Raw genomic sequence first — 17,298 nt, 5'->3', positions numbered from 1 at the left:
ATACCCCTTCCCGCGCGGGGCGAGGCGAGTCAACCGATTTTGCCGGGGAAGCTGATGATTTTTCAGGCTTTATTTTGCGTTGCAGCGATCATCCAGTCCCGGAAAGCGGCCAGTTTTGGCGCCTCACGGCGACCTTCCGGCGAGACCAGGTAGAAGCCGGCGTCCGCCGGCAGCGCGATCTTGAAGGGCACCACCAGCCGGCCCTTGGCGATGTCGTCCTGGACGTAGGACGTGCGTCCCATCGCCACCCCGATGCCGTCGATCGCGGCCTGGATGGTCATGAAGATCATGTCGAAGGTGATGCCGGGGTGCCTCGCGATATCGGAGGGCAGGCCGGCCGCCGTCAGCCACAGCCGCCAATCGTCGCTATTGGCGTTGGAGGTATGCAGCAGCGGATGGTTTCGCAGGTCCTCGGGCCGGCGCAGCGGCTTGTCGCCACGCAGCAGTGAGGGGCTGCACACCGGAAACAGCTCGTCCGCCATGAGCCAGTCGGCGCGCAGGCCGGGCCATTGGCCGCGGCCATAGCGGATCGCAGCATCGACGTCGTCGCGCTGGAAATCCACCAGGCTCGTCGAGGTGGTGATGCGGACATCGATGCCGGGATGCTGCTCCTGGAAATCGGCGAGCCGTGGCAGCAGCCATTTTGCGGCCAGCGACGCCAGTGTCGATACCGTCAGCACCTTGTCGTCGTCCTTGCGCAGCAGGCGGTCGGTGGCGAGGCGCAGGTCGTTGAAGGCAGCGCGCACACCGGGGAGGTAGTCTCGCGCCTCCGGCGTCAGCGCCAGCGCGCGGTTCTGCCGGACGAACAGGCGGATGCCGAGCTCCTCCTCCAATCTTCGGATCTGATGGCTGATCGCGGTCTGGGTCACGTTCAGCTCGCTCGCGGCCAGCGTGAAGCTGAGATGGCGCGCGGCGGCCTCGAACGCCCGCAAACCGTTCAAGGAGGGCAATCTGGCAGTCATCTGGCAGCAGGATACATGACGTTATTTCATGCGAAAAGGTACAAATTGTCGTTTGTCGCGGCGCAACAGAAGGCGGATATTAGCGGTCAACTTAGCTCAAGGAGCTGAAGATGTCCATTTTGACCCAGAATTCGATGACAAATCATCATGCGCTTGGTCTGCTCTACCAGATCGGTGACACCCTTCATGTCTGGCACGAGCGCTATCGCAACAGGCGCGAGCTCTCCAACTGGACGGCCCGGGATCTCCAGGACGTAGGCCTCTCCTGGTCCGATGTCGCCTATGAGGCCGAAAAGCCCTTCTGGCGGGCCTGATTGGCCGCCAGGCCGGCGCCGCCTAAGCACAGGGGCGCCGGCGGTCCTCTTTCCCCACGGCATGTGTCATGAGCACGCTTCGCCTCGAAGACCTCGCGCAATATTCGGATACACTGCGCACACGGCAGGGTGACGCCGTCACCGTCCGCTTCGTCGAGCCGCGCGACACCGACGAGCTCCAGCACTATTTCCGCTCGCTCTCGACCCGCTCGCGTTACAACCGCTTCTTCGGCGCGATCAGCGAACTGCCGAAGGGATTGCTGCACGATTTCCTCGAGGTCGGGGGGCACGAGCGCTTCACCGTCGTCGCGACCATGATGGTCGGTGGCTTTGAGACCATCGTCGCCGAGCTGCGCTATGCGCTCCATGCCGAAACCCCGACGGTCGAGTTCGGCATGTCGGTCGACGACCGCTGGCAAGGCCACGGCATCGCCACCGCGCTTCTGAAGAACCTCGAGTGCCGCGCCGCTGCGCTCGGCGCCGAGCATATCTTCGGCGACACGCTGCGCTCCAACGAGACCATGATCTCGCTCGCGCGCAAGTCCGGCTTCACGTTCGTCAACCATCCCGACGATTGGAAGCTGGTTCGGTTCGACAAGGAGATCAGCGTCGCGCCGAAAGACATTCCTTGTGCGAGCTGGCGCCTCGCCGCCCTTTCCCGTCAGGCCGATCGCCCCTCAGCCTCGGCCTGACACCACTGCAAGCCCGGCCTGGTGAGAACCAGCGCCGGGCTTCTTTTTTGCGCCGCCTACTTCCCCGTGAACACCGGCTTGCGCTTCTCGATGAAGGCCTGCACGGCCTCCTTGTGATCCGCGGTCGTGGTCAGGCGCACCAGCCGTTCCGCCTCATGGTCGCGGGCGGTTTCGAAGTCGAACAGCACGGCTTCGTCGAGATTGTCCTTCATGTAGCGCAGCGCCAGGCGCGGACCTGCGGCGAGCGACCCCGCCAAGGCGAAAGCTTCGGCCTGCAGCTTGTCATCAGGCCCGACGCGATTGACGAGGCCGATGGCCTCGCACCTGGCAGCATCGACCCGGTCGCCGGTGAACATCAATTCGCGCGCTCGCGCGGTGCCGACCAGACGGGTGAGCAGCCAGGCGATGCCGTAATCGCCGCTGAGCGCGATGCGGGCATAGCCGGTGGCGACGAAGGCCGATTGCGCGGCGATGCGGATGTCGCAGGCCATGGCGATGGCAAGGCCCGCGCCGACCGCGGGGCCGGGCAGGGCGGCGATGGTCGGCTTGCGCACCGACACCAGCGCGCCCGTGAGCAGCCGCTGCCGCTCCTGCAGATCGGCGACGCGCTCTTCCAGCGACATCTCCAGCTTCTTCGGATCGCGATGCTCGCCCATGCCCTTGACGTTGCCGCCGGCGCAGAAGGCTTCGCCCGCGCCGGTGAGCAGCAGCGCGCCGACATCCGGGTTCTCGCCGCAGCTCCGGATCATCGTGCGCAGCGCCGGCGTCAGCGCATCCGACAGCGAGTTGCGCGCCTCCGGTCGGTTCAGCGTGATGATTGCGACGCGGTCGCGAATGACGCAGAGGAGTTCGTTCGTGCCGGTGTCGATGGTGGTTTCCGTGGTCATGTCGCCTCCCATTAGCTTCGTCATTGCGAGGAGCGAAGCGACGAAGCAATCCAGTCTGCTTCCGCGGAGGCATCTCTGGATTGCTTCGCTTCGCTCGCAATGACGGTTGTTGTTGCCTTATCGCCTCAAAAATTCTCCACCCAGGGCCGCAGCTCCAGCTCCCAGCTCCAGGCGCTGCGCGGCTGCTGCAACACGCTCCAATAGCTCTCTGCGATCGCGTCGGGATCGAGCATCGAATCCGGCTTGTCCGCGGGTTCGGTGCGCGCGGCACTGCGAATGCCGCCGTCGATGACGAAATGCGCGACATGGATGCCTTGCGGCGACAATTCGCGTGCGAGGCTCTGCGCCAGCCCGCGCAGTGCGAACTTGCCCATCGCGAACGATGCCGACTGAGCATAGCCCTTCACGCTGGCCGAGGCCCCGGTGAACAGGATCGCGCCATGCTTGTTCGGCAGCATGCGCTTGGCCGCCTGCTGCGCCACCAGGAAGCCGCCATAGGCGCTGACCGCGATCGCCTGCGCCACATCGGCGGGGACGAGATCCACGAACGGTCCGCGGGTGCGGCCGCTGGCGTTGTAGACGACGAGATCGGGCGTGCCGATCTCGCGCTCGACGAGGCCGAACAGCCGCTCGACTTCCTCGGGGTCCGTCGCGTTGCAGGCATAGGCCTTGGCGCCGGTCGCGGTGCAGAGCGCGCCGAGCTTCTCGATCTTGCGCGCGGCAAGGGCGACGCGGATATTCTGGGCGGCCAACAGCCGCGCCAGCGACGCGCTCAATCCTTCGCCGGCGCCGACGATGAGCGCGATCTTGTATTTCGGGTGTTCCATGGCGTGATCTCTCGCAGACGGGGAGCCGTTGATCTATGCATGGTCCGCGCGGACAACCAGCCGGAGCGTTCACAATTCCGCACAGCGAATTGCTCACGCACGGCGATCATGCGGCCCTGACGATTTGCGGCTTTATCCGCGTCCGCCGCTGGAGCATGATCGACATCATCCCAAGCGGCAAGCGCCTGGACAAGTGAAGACTTGCCCCCGGACGGAAACGAAGAGGACGATCATGCACAAGCCGGTCCAAGCGCAGCCCGAAAAAGTCGCGGCCGAGCCGTCCGGCCTGCTGGCGCCCGACACCTCGGGCATGAATTTCTACCGCGCCGATCCGGCGCTGACGGACCTGCTGCGCATCCATCTGCCTGATAGACTTTTCCGTCACATCGAGCCGCATCTCGATCGTCTCGGCGAACTCGCCGGCGGCGTGCTCGACGAATGCGCGCGGCTCGCCGACCGGCACACGCCCATTCTGCACCAGCGCGACAAGTTCGGCCGCGACGTGCAGTGGATCGAATATCATCCGGCCTATCGCGAACTGGAGAAGGCCGCGTTCGGCGAGTTCGGCATTCACGCGCTCTCGATCCGAAAGGGCATCATGGGCTGGCCTGACAAATATCCTGTTGTCGCCAAGCACGCCTTCACCTTCCTGTTCAACCAGACCGAATTCGGCATGGGCTGCCCGATCAACGTCACCGACGGCTGCGCAAAACTGCTGGCGAATTTCGGCAGCGAGGCGCTGAAGGCGAAGTATCTCGACGGTCTCACACAGACAGACATGAGCAAGCTGACGCAGGGCGGCCAGTTCATGACCGAAAAGGAGGGCGGCTCCGACGTCGGCACGTTGACCACGCGCGCGGCGCAGGAGGGCGGCCATTGGCGCCTCTATGGCGAGAAATGGTTCTGCTCGAATGCCGACGCCAAGGTGGTGATGCTGCTCGCCCGCCCTGAAGGCGCCGGCCCCGGCACGCGCGGCGTCGGGCTGTTCCTGATGCCGCGCTTCCTCGACGACGGCTCGCAGAACCACTACCGGATCGTGCGTCTCAAGGACAAGCTCGGCACCCGCTCGATGGCCTCGGGCGAGATCAAGTTCGAAGGCGCCATCGCCTATGCCGTCGGCAAGCTCGACCGCGGCTTCGTGCAGATGGCCGAGATGGTGAACTCGTCGCGGCTCTCCAACGGCGTCAAGTCGACCGCGCTGATGCGCCGGGCCTATCACGACGCGATGACGGTCGCGAGGAACCGAGTGGTGTTCGGCAGCCGTATCATCGACCTGCCGCTGGGACGGCGGCAGATGCTGAAGATCATGCTGCCAGTCGAGCAGGCGCTGTCGATGAGCTTCCTCACCGCCGATGCGCTCGACCGCGCCGAAGCCGGCAGTCAGGACGCCGCGGCGCTGTTGCGCATCCTCACTCCGACGCTGAAATTCCGCGCCACCCGCGACGCGCGAAAGGTCTGCGGCGATGCGCTCGAGATGCGCGGCGGCATCGGCTATATCGAGGAATTCGCCACACCCCGTCTGCTGCGCGACGCCCATCTCGGCTCGGTCTGGGAAGGCACGGGCAACATCGTCGCGATCGACGCGCTCAGGCGCGCTGTCGGTCGTCACGGTGCCGAATCCGCGCTCGCGGCCGATCTGCATGCCCGGCTCGACGACAGCGCGACCGTGCCGCAGGCCTGGCGCGACCATCTGCGCGGGCTCGTCGATCGTGCCGTCGGCCTCGCACGCGAGGTCGCGTCAAAGGCCGACAACGAGGCGGACGCGCGGCGCGCCACCAGCCTGCTCTATCACGTCGCAAGCGCGGTCGCGCTCGCCTGGGAGGCACACCGCATCCACGACATGCGCGGCGATGCGCGCCGGCTGCTGCTGTCGCGTCTCGTGGTCGACCACCGCGTGTCGCCGGGTGATCCGTTCCGGCTGACGGAAAATCCCGTGCGGGCGAAGATCGCCGCACTGCTGCTTGGCGACAGCTCAGCCGGCATGAGCGAGGTTGGCGAACTGGTTCTGGCGGCGTAGGCTGTACTTCACGATCAAGCAAAAACACACCGGGGAGTGCTCGATGAAGGCCGCCGTCCTCCATGAAGTCAACCAGCCGCTCGTCATCGAGGACATCAGCCTGCCGAAGCCCGGCCCGCGCGAGGTTCTGATCCGCACATCGGTTGCCGGGCTCTGCCATTCCGATCTGCACTTCATGGAAGGACTTTACCCGCATCCATTGCCCGCGGTGCTTGGACACGAATCCGCCGGGGTGGTCGAGCAGGTCGGCTCCGACGTCACTTACGTCAAGCCCGGCGATCATGTCGTCACCTGCCTGTCGGTATTCTGCGGCACCTGCGACAACTGCACCACGGGCCGTACCGTGCTCTGCACCGACACCACGGTGAAGATGATGCCGGGCGTCTCGAACCGGATGCAGTGGTCGAGGCCCGAGAAGCTGCACCAGTTCCTCAATCTGTCCTCCTTCGCCGAGCAGATGCTGGTGCACGAGAACGCCATCGTGAAGATCCGTAAAGAAATGCCGCTCGATCTCGCCGCCCTGATCGGCTGCGGCGTTATCACCGGCTACGGCGCGGTGGTGAATACGGCCAAGGTGACGGCCGGCGAGACCGTGGCGGTGATCGGCTGCGGCGGCGTCGGCATGGCCGCGATCAACGGCGCGCAGATCGCCGGCGCCGGCCGCATCATCGCCATCGATACCAATCCGGCCAAGCTCCAGCTCGCGACCAAGCTGGGCGCGACCGACATCATCAATCCTGCCGATGGCGACGTCGTCAAGCAGGTGCGCGACCTCACCAATGGCGGCGTGCATCATTCCTTCGAGGTGCTCGGCCGCAAGGAGACCGCCGAGCAGGCCTTCGGCATGCTGACGTCCGGCGGCACCGCCACCATCGTCGGCATGATCCCGTTCGGGCAGAAGATCGAGCTGCATGGCTTCGACTTTCTGCGCGAGCGCAAAATCCAGGGCTCCTCGATGGGCTCGAACCACTTTCGCGTCGACATGCCGCGCCTGGTCGATTTCTACCTGCGCGGCCGGCTGCACCTGGAGGACTGGATCTCGGCCAAGCTGAAGCTGAGCGAGATCAACGAGGGCTTCGCCAACATGAAGGCCGGCAAGACGCTGCGCAGCGTCATCGTGTTCGATAGCTGACCACACTGACGGCGTCATCGCCCGCGCAGGCGGGCGATCCAGTACGCCGCGGCAGTAGTTCGTTGGCACAAATGCCGCCGCGGAGTACTGGATGCCCCGGTCAAGCCGGGGCATGACAGCGAAGGTTCGGAGGCAATACGCTCACTCACCGCGACACGTGCGCGGACACCGCGAGCCATCTGCCGTTCTGCTTGGCCCAGCAATCGGTGTACCGCCCCGTCGCCTGCTGGCCATCGGCCGTCGTATAGCTCGTTGCGGCGTGGATGATGGCGAAGTCACCCATGATGCGGATATTGACGTCGTGCGCGTGCAGATTGCGGATCGCGATCGGCCGCGCCGTCTGCTCCAGGAAGGCGGCGCGGTTCACAAGCGTCTTGTCCGGATTCGAGCAGTAGAACTCCGGCGCCAGGATCTCGTCGAAGCGCTTGACGTCGCAATTCTGCACGGCGGCGACATAGTCGTGGTTGAGCGCGGTGAGCCGCTCGAGGTCGTCGCTCATGGTGTTCCTCCTCCTGTTATTCCGGGGCGCGAAGCGCGTATCCGCAATCTCGATGTTGCTTGACCCGTCATTGCGAGCGTAGCGAAGCAATCCAGAAATGTCTCCGCGGATGCTGTCTGGATTGCTTCGTCGCACCAGCGCAAAATTGCTTCGCAATTTTGTCGCGGGCTCCTCGCAATAACGCGTGGGCGAGCGCTAATCGTTAAACATAGGCGGCGGCACGAATCCGCCGAATTCGCGCTCGATCAGCTCGGCAAGCTTGAGCGGCGTCCTGTCCTCGAGAAAGGGGCCGACGATCTGCACGCCGATCGGCAGGCCGTCTTTCGACAGGCCGAGCGGAACGGCCGTTGCCGGCAGGCCCGGAAGCGTCGCAATGCCCGGCCAGGCGAGTTGGTCGGAATAGGGATAGTCCTTGCCGTCGATGCCGATCGTTCGCAGGCGCTGCTCCGGCGAATGATCATGCGGAAACGCCGGCGTTGGCATGATTGGGCAGATCACCGCATCGAAACGCTTGAATAGCGCGCGCCATTGCGCGCGCAGGCCGGCGCGGGCACCGGCGTCGAGCACCCAGGCGCGGTGGCTTTCGGTCGCCCCCCGCAGTCGCTCTGCACTGAGGCTGCGGTCCTCCGGCGACAATCGGCTCGCCCGGGCCTGCACGTCCGCAAGCTCCTCCGGCAGGAAGAACGCGCCGAGGAAGCCCAGCAGCATGCGCATGTACAGCCGGGACGTCTCGGCGAAGTCTGGCAGCAGCGGGCTCTCACGCGCGACCGTCACGCCGGCCTTCGAAAGATCGGTCGCGAGCGTGTCGATCGCGCCGCGCACGTCCCGGTCGGTCGGCAGCAGCGGGTGGCTCTCGATCAAGAGAACACGGAAATCGCGCAGTGTCTGATGCCGTGCCGCCGGCAGATCGAGCTTGTAGGCGACCCCGGCTTCGAGCGGATCCGGTCCAGCCATGACGTCGAGCAGCAGAGACAGATCCGCTGCCGTGCGCGCCATCGGACCGATGACGGCGAGATCGCCCTCGCGCGGAATGGCCGGAAACGGCGGCGGCGTCTCGCCGCGCGCTGCGCAGAGATTGATGGTTGGCTTGTGGGCGAAGATGCCGCAATGAAACGCCGGTACGCGCAGCGAGCCGCCGATGTCGGAGCCGGTGGCGAGCGCGCAATAGCCCGCGGCGAGGGCCGCCGACGATCCCCCGGACGATCCCCCCGGCGTGCGGCCGAGGTCATACGGGTTGTTCGTGGTGCCGTAGATGTCGTTGTAGCTCTGCCAATCGCCGAGGCCGACCGGGACGTTGGTCTTGCCGAGGATCACGCCGCCCGCCTGCTTGATCCGCGCCACCGGCAGCGCGTCTTCGGCAGGCTTGAAGTTCTTCTGCGGAACGAATCCCCAGGTCGTCGGCAGGCCTGCGATGTTGAAGGATTCCTTGATCGTCAAGGGCAGGCCGAGCAGCGGCTTCCGCTCGCCGCGCGCCAGTGCGACATCCGCATCGCGTGCTGCAGCGAGCGCGCGATCGAAATCGCGAACGCAGATCGCGTTGATCTTACCGTCGTGCCGTTCGATGCGGCCGATCGCGTCCCGGGTGAGCTCGACCGCGGAAACTTTCTTTGCCGTCAGCGCAGTCGACAGCTCGACGGCGCTCTCGAAACTCCATTGCGATCCGGCCACTGCACGTCTCCTGTTCTTATTATCCAAGGATGATGCGCAGTTTGGCCGGATGCCGCAACGGGTGTTTGATCGCGATTGATGTGCTGCCGGTGATTGACCGGGAAGGTCCAGCCCATTTTGATGTGTCAGCTATGTCTCCGAACACCTGTCAGTGATCTGTCCGGTCTAAACATCAGGCCGGGGCATGACAGCGAGTATGAGGTTGCTACGCCGCCCCGATCACGATCCCCACCGCCAGCACGATGGCGCCGCCGAGCACGATCTGGAACACGGCCTGGAGGAACGGCGTGTCCATGTAGCGCGAGCGGATGAAGGCGATCGCCCACAATTCGAAGAACACGACGACGCAGGCGATTGCGGTCGCGATCCAGAATGCGTTGGCCCAGCTGTCGGGCACCAAATAAGGCGCGGTGTGGCCGAGGCCGCCGAGCGTCGTCATCGCGCCGCAGGTGAGGCCGCGCAGCCAAGGCGAGCCGCGCCCGGTGAGCGAACCATCGTCGGACAGCGCTTCCGCAAAGCCCATGCTGATGCCGGCTCCGATCGAGGCGGCAAGGCCCACCAGGAAGGTCTGCCAGTTCTGGTGCGTGGCGAAGGCCGCGGCAAACAGCGGCGCCAGCGTCGAGACCGATCCGTCCATCAGCCCGGCGAGCCCGGGCTGCACATACTGCAGCACGAACATCCGCCGCCGCGTGCGGTCTTCCTCGGCGCGCACGTCCGGCTTGAGGATCTCGTCGGTAAGCTCTGTGGCGCGGTGCTCGTGATGCTTCTCTTCCTCGGCGAGATCGCCGAGCAGGCGGCGCACGCCGACATCCTCGGCCTGCTCGGCGGCGCGCGCGTAGAAGCGCTCGGCCTCGAGCTCCATGGTCTCGACCTCTTTCCGGATGGTGTCGAGCGGCAGGTTCTTGGTCAGCCAGATCGGGCGCCGGCGCAAGAAGCCTTTGACGTCGTCGCGGCGGATCGGCGGCAGGTGTGGGCCAAAACGCTGCTCGTAGAGCTGGAGGAGGCGATGCCGATGGCCGCGCTCCTCCTCGGCCATCTGCTCGAAGATCCTGGCCGTGTCCGGATAACGCTCCCGCAGATCTTCGGCGAAGGTCATGTAGATGCGGCTGTCCTCCTCCTCGGAGGAGATCGCGACCGCCAGCACCTCGCGCTCCGTCAGCTCGGAAAAACTCTTCACGGCGGCCCTGGCATTAGTTTAGAATTATTCTAAACTATATAGGGTGCCCTCGTTCCCGGGTCAAATCAGCCGGTGCAAGTGTTGGCGAGAAACTCCAGCAGCAACCTGCTCACCTCGGCCGGCTGTTCCTGCTGCACCCAATGACCGGCGCCGTCGACGAGATGGCAGCCGAGCATCTTCGTGCAGCCGCGTCCCTGCATTGCTTCGTACACGCCCGGGCGCTGATAGGTGCCCCAATCCTGCTTGCCCGAGATGAAGCAGGAGGGCACGTCGATGCTTCGTCCAGCGAACAATTGCATCTCGTTGTTGAGCATGCCCGACGTGCCGTAGCGATACCATTGCAGCCCGCCCTGGAATCCGGTGCGGCCATATTCGGCGGCGTAATAGGCGAGATCGCTGTCCGGCAGCCATTGATTGGCGGCGATCGCAGCGGGAGAGGGCATCTCCTTCGAGACCGTTTCGGCCATGGTCTCATTCAAGTCCATGACGTAGTAGGTCGGCAGCTTTGCCAGCTCGCCTGCGGACCATGACTTCAGCGGATAAGGCTTGTTGTCGGTCCAGTCCGCACTCTTGTGATGATAATAGGCGCGCAGGAAATCATGCAGGCCCTGCGGGGCCTGCTGCATCTCGGCATTGGCCTGGCGTGTCGAATAGTACCATTGATAGTGCTTTCGCGGACGCGGCAGCGCGGCGAGTTCGCGATGAACGGGATCTTCCACCGCGGGCTTCGACGGACGGTCGACCGTGTCGAACGGCAGCGCCGGTGGTCCGCCGAAGGGCGCGCTCATCATCGTGACCGAACGAAACACATCGGGCCGGATCAGTGCGCACCAGGCCGCGACCGGGCTGCCGAAATCGTGCCCGGCCAGATCGACCTGCCTGTAGCCGAACGCCGACACCAGGGCGAGCGCGTCGCGGACCAGATTCAAGAGCGAGAAGGGGGTGAGATCGTCGTCATACTCGGCGCTCCATCCCGTCGTGCGGCCATAGCCGCGCTGGTCCGGCGCGATCACGTGATAGCCGGCGGCGGCGAGTGCGGGCATCACCTTGCGCCAGGAGAAGGCGAGCTCGGGAAAGCCGTGGAGCAACAGGATACAGGGCCGCTCTTTGGTTTCGAAGCCGGCCTCCAGCACATGCATCCGCAAGCCGTTGATGCCCTCGACGTAACGCGAGCGAATGCCGGCGGGCAGGGGGATTTCGGGGAGATCGGTCATGGTGTTCTCCACTCGGGCAGTATTGTAGGGTGGGCAAAGGCGCAAAGCGCCGTGCCCACCGATCTCCCACAACAGCCTGGTATGGTGGGCACGCTTCGCTTTGCCCACCCTACAGGTGCGGTGTCTTAGTCACACCGCCGCGCAGACGAATGCGTGGCCCTTGCGCTTGATCTTCCCGACCGACGGCGAGGGGAAATGCGCGGTGCAGCACAGCGTATCGGTGTCACAATAGCGCTCGAGAAAACTGCGGCGCGTTTTTGCTGCTGCGGGCGGATCGACGTCGAACTTGATCGACAGCTCCGGATAGAGCGTCTGAAGCGGCGAATGCATGAGATCGCCGGAGAACACCGCATCGTCCTTGCCACGGCCCATCGTGATGGCGATATGGCCCGGCGTGTGGCCGGGGGTCGGCAGGATGCGCACGTGATCGCCGATCTGGTGGTCGTTGCCGACGAGCTCATGGCGCTTGGCCTCGACCACCGGCAGCACGCTATCGGCGAAGGGTGGCACCTCCGCCTTCGCGTTTTGCGCGAACCAATGATCGAACTCCTGCTTGGCGAATAGATAGCGCGCCTTGGGGAAGGTCGGCACCCAGCGGCCGTTTTCCAGCCGCGTATTCCAGCCGACATGGTCGACATGCAGATGCGTACACATCACGAAGTCGATGTCATCGACCGAGAACCCTGCGGCCTTGAGGCCGGTTAAATAGGTGTCGTCGGTCTTCATGTTCCATTTCGGCCGCTGCGGTCGCGGCTTGTCGTTGCCGATGCAGCTGTCGATCAAAATGGTGTGGTGCGGCGTCTTCACCACGTAGGACTGGAAGCACAGCAGCAGCACGTCATGCTCATCCAGCGCCTTCGCCTCCCGCATCCAGGCCCGGTTCTCGGCCAGCACTTCGCTCGTCAGGCCCGGCAGCATCTCCAGTGCCGGGACGAACGAGGTTTCCTGCTCGATGACGCGATGGATGGTGAGATCGCCGACTGAGAACTTCAGGCTCATGGGGAACTCCGCTGCTATGCGGCTGGTGGCACCGAGATCTTCACCGAGGGCCGCTCCAGCATCTTCTGGTGGAAGGCGTCGAGCTTTGGATAGGCCTTGCGCCAGCCGCAATCGGCGAAGCGGAAGTCGGCATAGCCGAGCACGCAGACGAGTCCGATCTGCGAGATGTCGAACGGGCCGTTCAGCACCTCGGGCATGTTCTCGAAACGCGCCATGCCGGTCCAGGCCCTGTTCCAATGGTCGTCCGACCAGGCCTGCCATTGCAGGCCCTGCGGCCGCACCATCTTCTCGTAGCGACACAGCAGCATGGAATCGAGCATGCCGTTGATCAGCGAGTGGTTGGTCTTGGTCTTCCAGCGCCGCGGGCCGTAATCCGGCACTAGGCTGCCGCCGGCGAGCTCGTTGAGATATTCGACGATGACGTAGGAGTCCAAAATGACGTCGCCGTCATTGGTGATCAGCACCGGCAGCTTCTTCAGCGGCGTGATCTTCGAATAGTCCTCGTTGGCCGTGCCCGGCGCGACGGTCGCGGGGGTCAGCTCGATCTTATCGATCAGCCCGAGCTCGATCGCGGCAATGCGCACCTTGCGGGCAAAAGGCGAGGCGGGGGAGAAGGTGAGTTTCATTGAAGGTATCCTACGATGACTTAACGACAGCTCTCTCATCCGTCATGGCCGGGCTTGACCCGGCCATCCACGTCGTTCCGCAATCCGCACCGTAAGACGTGGATGCCCGGGTCAAGCCCGGGCATGACGACGGAGTGTGACGCGCGCGCCTTACGCCGCGATGATCTCCTGGCGCTGCTCGCCGAGACCTTCGATGCCGAGCGTGACGACGTCGCCGACATTGAGGAAGGTCGGCGGCTTCATGCCGAGGCCGACGCCGGGCGGGGTGCCCGTCGTGATGATGTCGCCCGGCAGCAGCGTCATAAACTGCGAGACGTAGGAGACGCACTTGGCCATGGAGAAGATCATGGTCTTGGTCGAGCCGGTTTGGCGACGCTGGCCGTTGACGTCGAGCCACATCGACAGATCCTGCACGTCCTTGATCTCGTCCTTGGTGGCGAGCCACGGCCCGAGCGGGCCGAACGTGTCGTGCGACTTGCCCTTGGTCCACTGGCCCAGGCGCTCGGTCTGGAAGTGGCGCTCGGACACGTCGTTGCAGACGCAATAGCCGGCGACGTAGTTCAGCGCGTCGGCCTCCGAGACATATTTGGCGCGCGTGCCGATGATCGCGGCGATCTCGACCTCCCAGTCGAGCTTGGTCGAGCCGCGCGGCTTCTCGACCGCGTCGTTCGGGCCGGACAACGAAGTGTTCGCCTTCATGAAGATGATCGGCTCGGTCGGAATCGCAGCGCCCGTCTCCTTGGCGTGGTCGCTGTAATTGAGGCCGATGGCGACGAATTTCGAGATACCCGTGACCGGAGCGCCGAGGCGCGGCTTGCCGGAAACGGCGGGCAGCGAGGCGGGATCGATGGCGGCAAGCTTCTTCAGGGTATCAGGCGAATAGGCTTCGCCGGTGAGGTCCTTCACATGCGCCGACAGGTCGCGCAACTGGCCGGATTTGTCGATCAGGCCGGGCTTTTCCGCACCCTTCTCGCCATAACGAACAAGCTTCATTCTGTTTCTCCCTGGGAATGGACCGATCGGTTAACAGCTTCATGGAACAGGGCGGCGGGAAATTCAACCGCCCAAAACGGGGATCACCCCAGCGCCACGAACCTGAACGCGTCGCCGTCGCGCTTGATATGCCCGGCCGAATAATGACCGCCGATCACCAGCGTCGGCGTGTCGGCGAACCGCGAGAACAACGCGTGCCGGCTTGCCGCCGATTGCGCGGGGTCGGTATCCACCGTCGAGCACCAGTCGAGATGCGCCATCTGGCAGGGATGATGGGCAACGTCGCCGGTCAGCAGCGCCTGCTCGCCATCGGACTCGATCAGGACGCTCATATGTCCCGGGCTGTGACCTGGGGTTGGGATCAGCTTGATCTCCTCGCAGAGCCGCTGGTCGCTCGGGACGAGCTCGGCTTGGTCGGCATCGACCACCGGCTTCACGGAATCATTGAACACCGCGACCTTGTCCGGCTCGGCCGTGTAATCACGCCAGTGCTCATATTCGATCTTGCCGAAGACGTAGCGCGCCTTTGGGAAGGTCGGCACCCATCGGCCGTCGACCAGTCGCGTATTCCAGCCGACATGGTCGACGTGAAGATGCGTGCACAGGACGGTGTCGATGCTGTCAAGCGGAAACCCCGCCGCGGTCATGGTCTCCAGGAACGGCGTGCTGCGGTTGTTCCAGGTGGGGACGCCGCGGCCCTGCTTGTCGTTGCCAAGACCGGTGTCCACCACGATCCGGCGCGAAGGTGTCTCCACCAGCAGCGAATGGATCGACATTTTCAGCCGGCCTTCTTCGGTGGCGAAATGCGGGATCAGCCAGGGCAGCTTCTGGATCTCGTCGTTGGTCGCGGCCGGCAGGATGAAACGGGTCGAGCCAACCGTCTCCATTTCGACAAATTTCGTGATCTTGACCTTGCCGACCTTCCACTGCATCCGGCGCCTCCCTGTGTTCTTGCTCTTGCGCTGGAACATGCACGCTTTCTGCCCGCGAGCGCAATGGATCATCTGCGGTGATGTGGCGTTATCGCGGGGAACCGGAAAAGAGTCGAAGAGGAAGCCATGCCAGAGCTTGCGATTTCCGCGGAGAAGGTCGCCTTCATCATCGAGAAGGCGCGTCAATTCGACGTCAAGGAGGGGGCGTCCGATCCCGATTCCGGCTCGAACGCGGCCGACGACGATATGATGGACGTCCTCGACGATGATGGCTCCGATCCCGTCGTCAACGAGCTCGGCAGCTTCATGATCGCGTTGAACGAGGACGAGCAGCTCGATCTCGTCGCGCTGACCTGGCTCGGTCGCGGTGAGGGCACGATCGACGATTGGAATGATCTGCGCGCCCGGGCCGTGGAGGCGAGGAGCGAGTATCGCAGCCCGCGCCGCGAGACCGTGCACTATCTGCTCGGCGAACCTATGCTAGGTGACCTGCTCGCCGACGGGCTCGAAGAATTCGGCATCGACTGGACCGACGAACGCACGACGGCCGATTCCTCCGCTCCGAGCCAGCAGGACGAAGACGAGCCGACGAAGCAGCGGTGAGTGCCGGGCCTCGCGGCGAGCTCGAATTCATCGCGCCCCGACACCTCCACATCGTCATGGCCGGGCTTGACCCGGCCATCCACGTCGTCCTGCACAGTCAAAAGAACATGGATGCCCGGGACAAGCCCGGGCATGACGATCTTCCGTAGATTGCGCAGTTGCGGATGCGCTGATGACTCACAACGTCCCGGGGAACGCGCCGCCATCCAGCAGGATGTTCTGCCCCGTGATGAAGCCGGCCTTGGCGCCGCATAGGAAGGCGCAGGCATAGCCGAACTCGTCGGGCTGGCCGAAGCGGCCGGCGGGGTTGAGCTTGGCGCGCTCGGTCAGGATCTGCTGCGGCGTGACGCCGCGTTTGTCCGCTTCGGCCTTGGCAGTGCCGGTCAGACGATCGGTCTCGAACGGGCCGGGCAAGAGGCCGTTGATGGTGACGTTGTTGATCACGGTCTTGCGCGACAGGCCGGCGATGAAGCCGGTGAGGCCGGCGCGCGCGCCGTTGGAAAGGCCGAGAATGTCGATCGGCGCCTTCACCGCCGCCGAGGTGATGTTGACGATGCGGCCGAACTTGCGCGCCATCATGCCGTCCACCGTGGACTTGATCAGCTCGATCGGGGTGAGCATGTTGGCGTCGATCGCCTTGATCCAGTCGTCGCGCGTCCAGTTGCGGAAATCGCCGGGCGGCGGGCCGCCGGCATTGTTGATGAGGATGTCGGGATCGGGGCAGGCCTTCAGCACGGCATCGCGCCCAGCGGGCGTCGTGATGTCGCCGACGATCTCGGTGACGGTAACGTCAGGGTAGGCCTTGCGGATCTCATCGGCCGTCTTCTTCAGGGCTTCGGCGCCGCGCGCAGTCAGCGTGACGTGAACGCCGGCCTCCGCCAGCGAGATGGCGCAGGCGCGCCCGAGGCCCTTGCTGGATGCGCAGACGATGGCGCGGCGACCTTTGATCCCAAGATCCACTGTTTCACTCCCGTAAATGTCAGGCAGGTTTTGGATGCAGCTACTCTAGCCAACATCGCGGCCGCTGGTAAGGGATGGGCTCGCACCAAAATGCATGCGCGTCCGCGCCGCGATGCAAATGAGCATGCATGATCCGGACCCGAAGGACGCGTAGCGAAAGTGCGCAGCGGTTTTCCGAAAAGATCATGCGAAAACATGAGGTGCGATCTCATCGCGCTCAGATGCGGCGCTCCCGCTTGAGGCGGTCGATGGCGGCCGCGGCGTCCGGCGGCAGCGACTTGAAGCCCCTCTGTCCCGCCGCGGAGAACAGCGGCCGCAGATGCGAGCCCGCCAGGAACGGCGGCTGGTGGTTGACCGGCACGATCTGATCGAACACCAGCACCAGCGTGGTGGCGACGAGGCCGACCCTGGCCGCGCCGAGCGCCGCGCCGCCGAGCCGGTCGCCGATGCCGGCCTCGCCAACGGTGTCGTTCAGCGCGACGCGGCCGATATGGCCGAGCAGCATGCCGACCACAACGAAGATGGCGAAGAACCAGATCCAGTTCTGCAGCAGCGGTGGATCCGGGTTGGCCGCGATCTGCGGCACGATCAGCGGCATCAACGTCACTGCCATCGGCGCGGCGAGGAGATAGGCGAGGATCGTCATGGCGCTGCGCAGCAGGCCAGTCCTGAAACCGAGGCCGACCGCGATGGCGAGTGCCGAATAGACCGCAAGATCGAAGCTGTTCATGGAAGCCCTGCCGCGACGGAACGAATGAACGCCGAACCGATCATTCCGGTTTCAGATCGCTAAAAT

General features: G+C 64.5%; 19 protein-coding genes. 6 read left to right on the top strand and 13 right to left on the bottom strand.

From position 1 onward, the window contains the following. Positions 1-62: 62 nt before the first annotated feature. A complete protein-coding gene (locus BCCGELA001_RS33525) occupies positions 63-962 on the bottom strand; it encodes a transcriptional regulator GcvA (protein WP_060737240.1) in 900 nt (299 codons plus the stop codon). Positions 963-1,072: 110 nt separating this feature from the next. Between BCCGELA001_RS33525 and BCCGELA001_RS33520 the strand changes: the two genes are divergently transcribed. Then, positions 1,073-1,276, top strand: a complete 204-nt coding sequence (locus BCCGELA001_RS33520) for a DUF1127 domain-containing protein (protein WP_008541482.1) — start codon at positions 1,073-1,075, stop codon at positions 1,274-1,276. Between the two features lie 68 nt (positions 1,277-1,344). Next, positions 1,345-1,968, top strand: a complete 624-nt coding sequence (locus BCCGELA001_RS33515) for a GNAT family N-acetyltransferase (protein ID WP_060737239.1) — start codon at positions 1,345-1,347, stop codon at positions 1,966-1,968. Positions 1,969-2,024: 56 nt separating this feature from the next. Here BCCGELA001_RS33515 and BCCGELA001_RS33510 read toward each other — a convergent pair whose 3' ends face one another. Both BCCGELA001_RS33510 and BCCGELA001_RS33505 read right to left on the bottom strand, forming a co-directional pair. Then, positions 2,025-2,855: an enoyl-CoA hydratase gene (locus BCCGELA001_RS33510; protein WP_060737997.1), complete on the bottom strand. Its 831-nt coding sequence runs from the start codon at positions 2,853-2,855 to the stop codon at positions 2,025-2,027. A 125-nt stretch (positions 2,856-2,980) separates the two neighbouring features. Then, complete coding sequence (locus BCCGELA001_RS33505; RefSeq protein WP_060737238.1) at positions 2,981-3,682, bottom strand: SDR family NAD(P)-dependent oxidoreductase; 702 nt, start codon at positions 3,680-3,682, stop codon at positions 2,981-2,983. 35 nt (positions 3,683-3,717) lie between these two features. On the opposite strand from BCCGELA001_RS33505, the gene BCCGELA001_RS38085 reads away from it, so the two are divergent. Genes BCCGELA001_RS38085 through BCCGELA001_RS33495 form a run of 3 tightly spaced genes read left to right on the top strand, consistent with a single transcriptional unit; the run spans position 3,718 to position 6,831 of the window. Continuing rightward, positions 3,718-3,879, top strand: coding sequence for a hypothetical protein (locus BCCGELA001_RS38085; RefSeq protein ID WP_158511671.1), 162 nt, complete (start codon positions 3,718-3,720; stop codon positions 3,877-3,879). 35 nt (positions 3,880-3,914) lie between these two features. Next, positions 3,915-5,699, top strand: coding sequence for an acyl-CoA dehydrogenase family protein (locus tag BCCGELA001_RS33500; RefSeq protein WP_008541486.1), 1,785 nt, complete (start codon positions 3,915-3,917; stop codon positions 5,697-5,699). 43 nt (positions 5,700-5,742) lie between these two features. After that, complete coding sequence (locus BCCGELA001_RS33495; protein ID WP_060737237.1) at positions 5,743-6,831, top strand: Zn-dependent alcohol dehydrogenase; 1,089 nt, start codon at positions 5,743-5,745, stop codon at positions 6,829-6,831. Between the two features lie 145 nt (positions 6,832-6,976). Here BCCGELA001_RS33495 and BCCGELA001_RS33490 read toward each other — a convergent pair whose 3' ends face one another. From BCCGELA001_RS33490 to BCCGELA001_RS33455, 8 genes are all read right to left on the bottom strand, one after another. Then, on the bottom strand, positions 6,977-7,330 hold the full coding sequence (locus BCCGELA001_RS33490; RefSeq protein ID WP_060737236.1) for a nuclear transport factor 2 family protein: 354 nt from the start codon (positions 7,328-7,330) through the stop codon (positions 6,977-6,979). Between the two features lie 195 nt (positions 7,331-7,525). After that, positions 7,526-8,998, bottom strand: a complete 1,473-nt coding sequence (locus BCCGELA001_RS33485) for an amidase (protein WP_060737235.1) — start codon at positions 8,996-8,998, stop codon at positions 7,526-7,528. 205 nt (positions 8,999-9,203) lie between these two features. Beyond that, positions 9,204-10,175 carry an iron exporter MbfA gene (mbfA, locus tag BCCGELA001_RS33480; protein ID WP_060737234.1) on the bottom strand — a complete coding sequence of 324 codons (972 nt, stop codon included), beginning with the start codon at positions 10,173-10,175 and terminating at the stop codon, positions 9,204-9,206. Between the two features lie 65 nt (positions 10,176-10,240). Continuing rightward, positions 10,241-11,389, bottom strand: coding sequence for an alpha/beta hydrolase (locus tag BCCGELA001_RS33475; protein ID WP_060737996.1), 1,149 nt, complete (start codon positions 11,387-11,389; stop codon positions 10,241-10,243). Between the two features lie 129 nt (positions 11,390-11,518). Beyond that, positions 11,519-12,388 (bottom strand): MBL fold metallo-hydrolase, encoded by an 870-nt coding sequence (locus tag BCCGELA001_RS33470; protein WP_008541514.1) that lies wholly within the window; start codon positions 12,386-12,388, stop codon positions 11,519-11,521. Between the two features lie 14 nt (positions 12,389-12,402). Beyond that, positions 12,403-13,014 carry a glutathione S-transferase family protein gene (locus BCCGELA001_RS33465; protein WP_060737233.1) on the bottom strand — a complete coding sequence of 204 codons (612 nt, stop codon included), beginning with the start codon at positions 13,012-13,014 and terminating at the stop codon, positions 12,403-12,405. Between the two features lie 150 nt (positions 13,015-13,164). Continuing rightward, entirely contained in the window at positions 13,165-14,007 is an 843-nt protein-coding gene (locus BCCGELA001_RS33460; RefSeq protein ID WP_060737232.1) for a fumarylacetoacetate hydrolase family protein, read from the bottom strand. A gap of 83 nt (positions 14,008-14,090) precedes the next feature. After that, complete coding sequence (locus tag BCCGELA001_RS33455) at positions 14,091-14,939, bottom strand: MBL fold metallo-hydrolase (protein ID WP_008541524.1); 849 nt, start codon at positions 14,937-14,939, stop codon at positions 14,091-14,093. 126 nt (positions 14,940-15,065) lie between these two features. Between BCCGELA001_RS33455 and BCCGELA001_RS33450 the strand changes: the two genes are divergently transcribed. Further along, entirely contained in the window at positions 15,066-15,542 is a 477-nt protein-coding gene (locus tag BCCGELA001_RS33450; RefSeq protein WP_008541525.1) for a DUF3775 domain-containing protein, read from the top strand. A 177-nt stretch (positions 15,543-15,719) separates the two neighbouring features. Here BCCGELA001_RS33450 and BCCGELA001_RS33445 read toward each other — a convergent pair whose 3' ends face one another. Then, complete coding sequence (locus BCCGELA001_RS33445) at positions 15,720-16,502, bottom strand: SDR family oxidoreductase (RefSeq protein WP_008541526.1); 783 nt, start codon at positions 16,500-16,502, stop codon at positions 15,720-15,722. Between the two features lie 217 nt (positions 16,503-16,719). Beyond that, complete coding sequence (locus BCCGELA001_RS33440; RefSeq protein ID WP_008541527.1) at positions 16,720-17,232, bottom strand: CvpA family protein; 513 nt, start codon at positions 17,230-17,232, stop codon at positions 16,720-16,722. Positions 17,233-17,298: the final 66 nt, after the last annotated feature.

It is taken from the genome of Bradyrhizobium sp. CCGE-LA001 (genome assembly GCF_000296215.2).
Classification (GTDB): domain Bacteria; phylum Pseudomonadota; class Alphaproteobacteria; order Rhizobiales; family Xanthobacteraceae; genus Bradyrhizobium.
The sequence above is the reverse complement of the archived record's forward strand: the minus strand, read 5'-3'. Positions and strand labels throughout refer to the sequence as shown.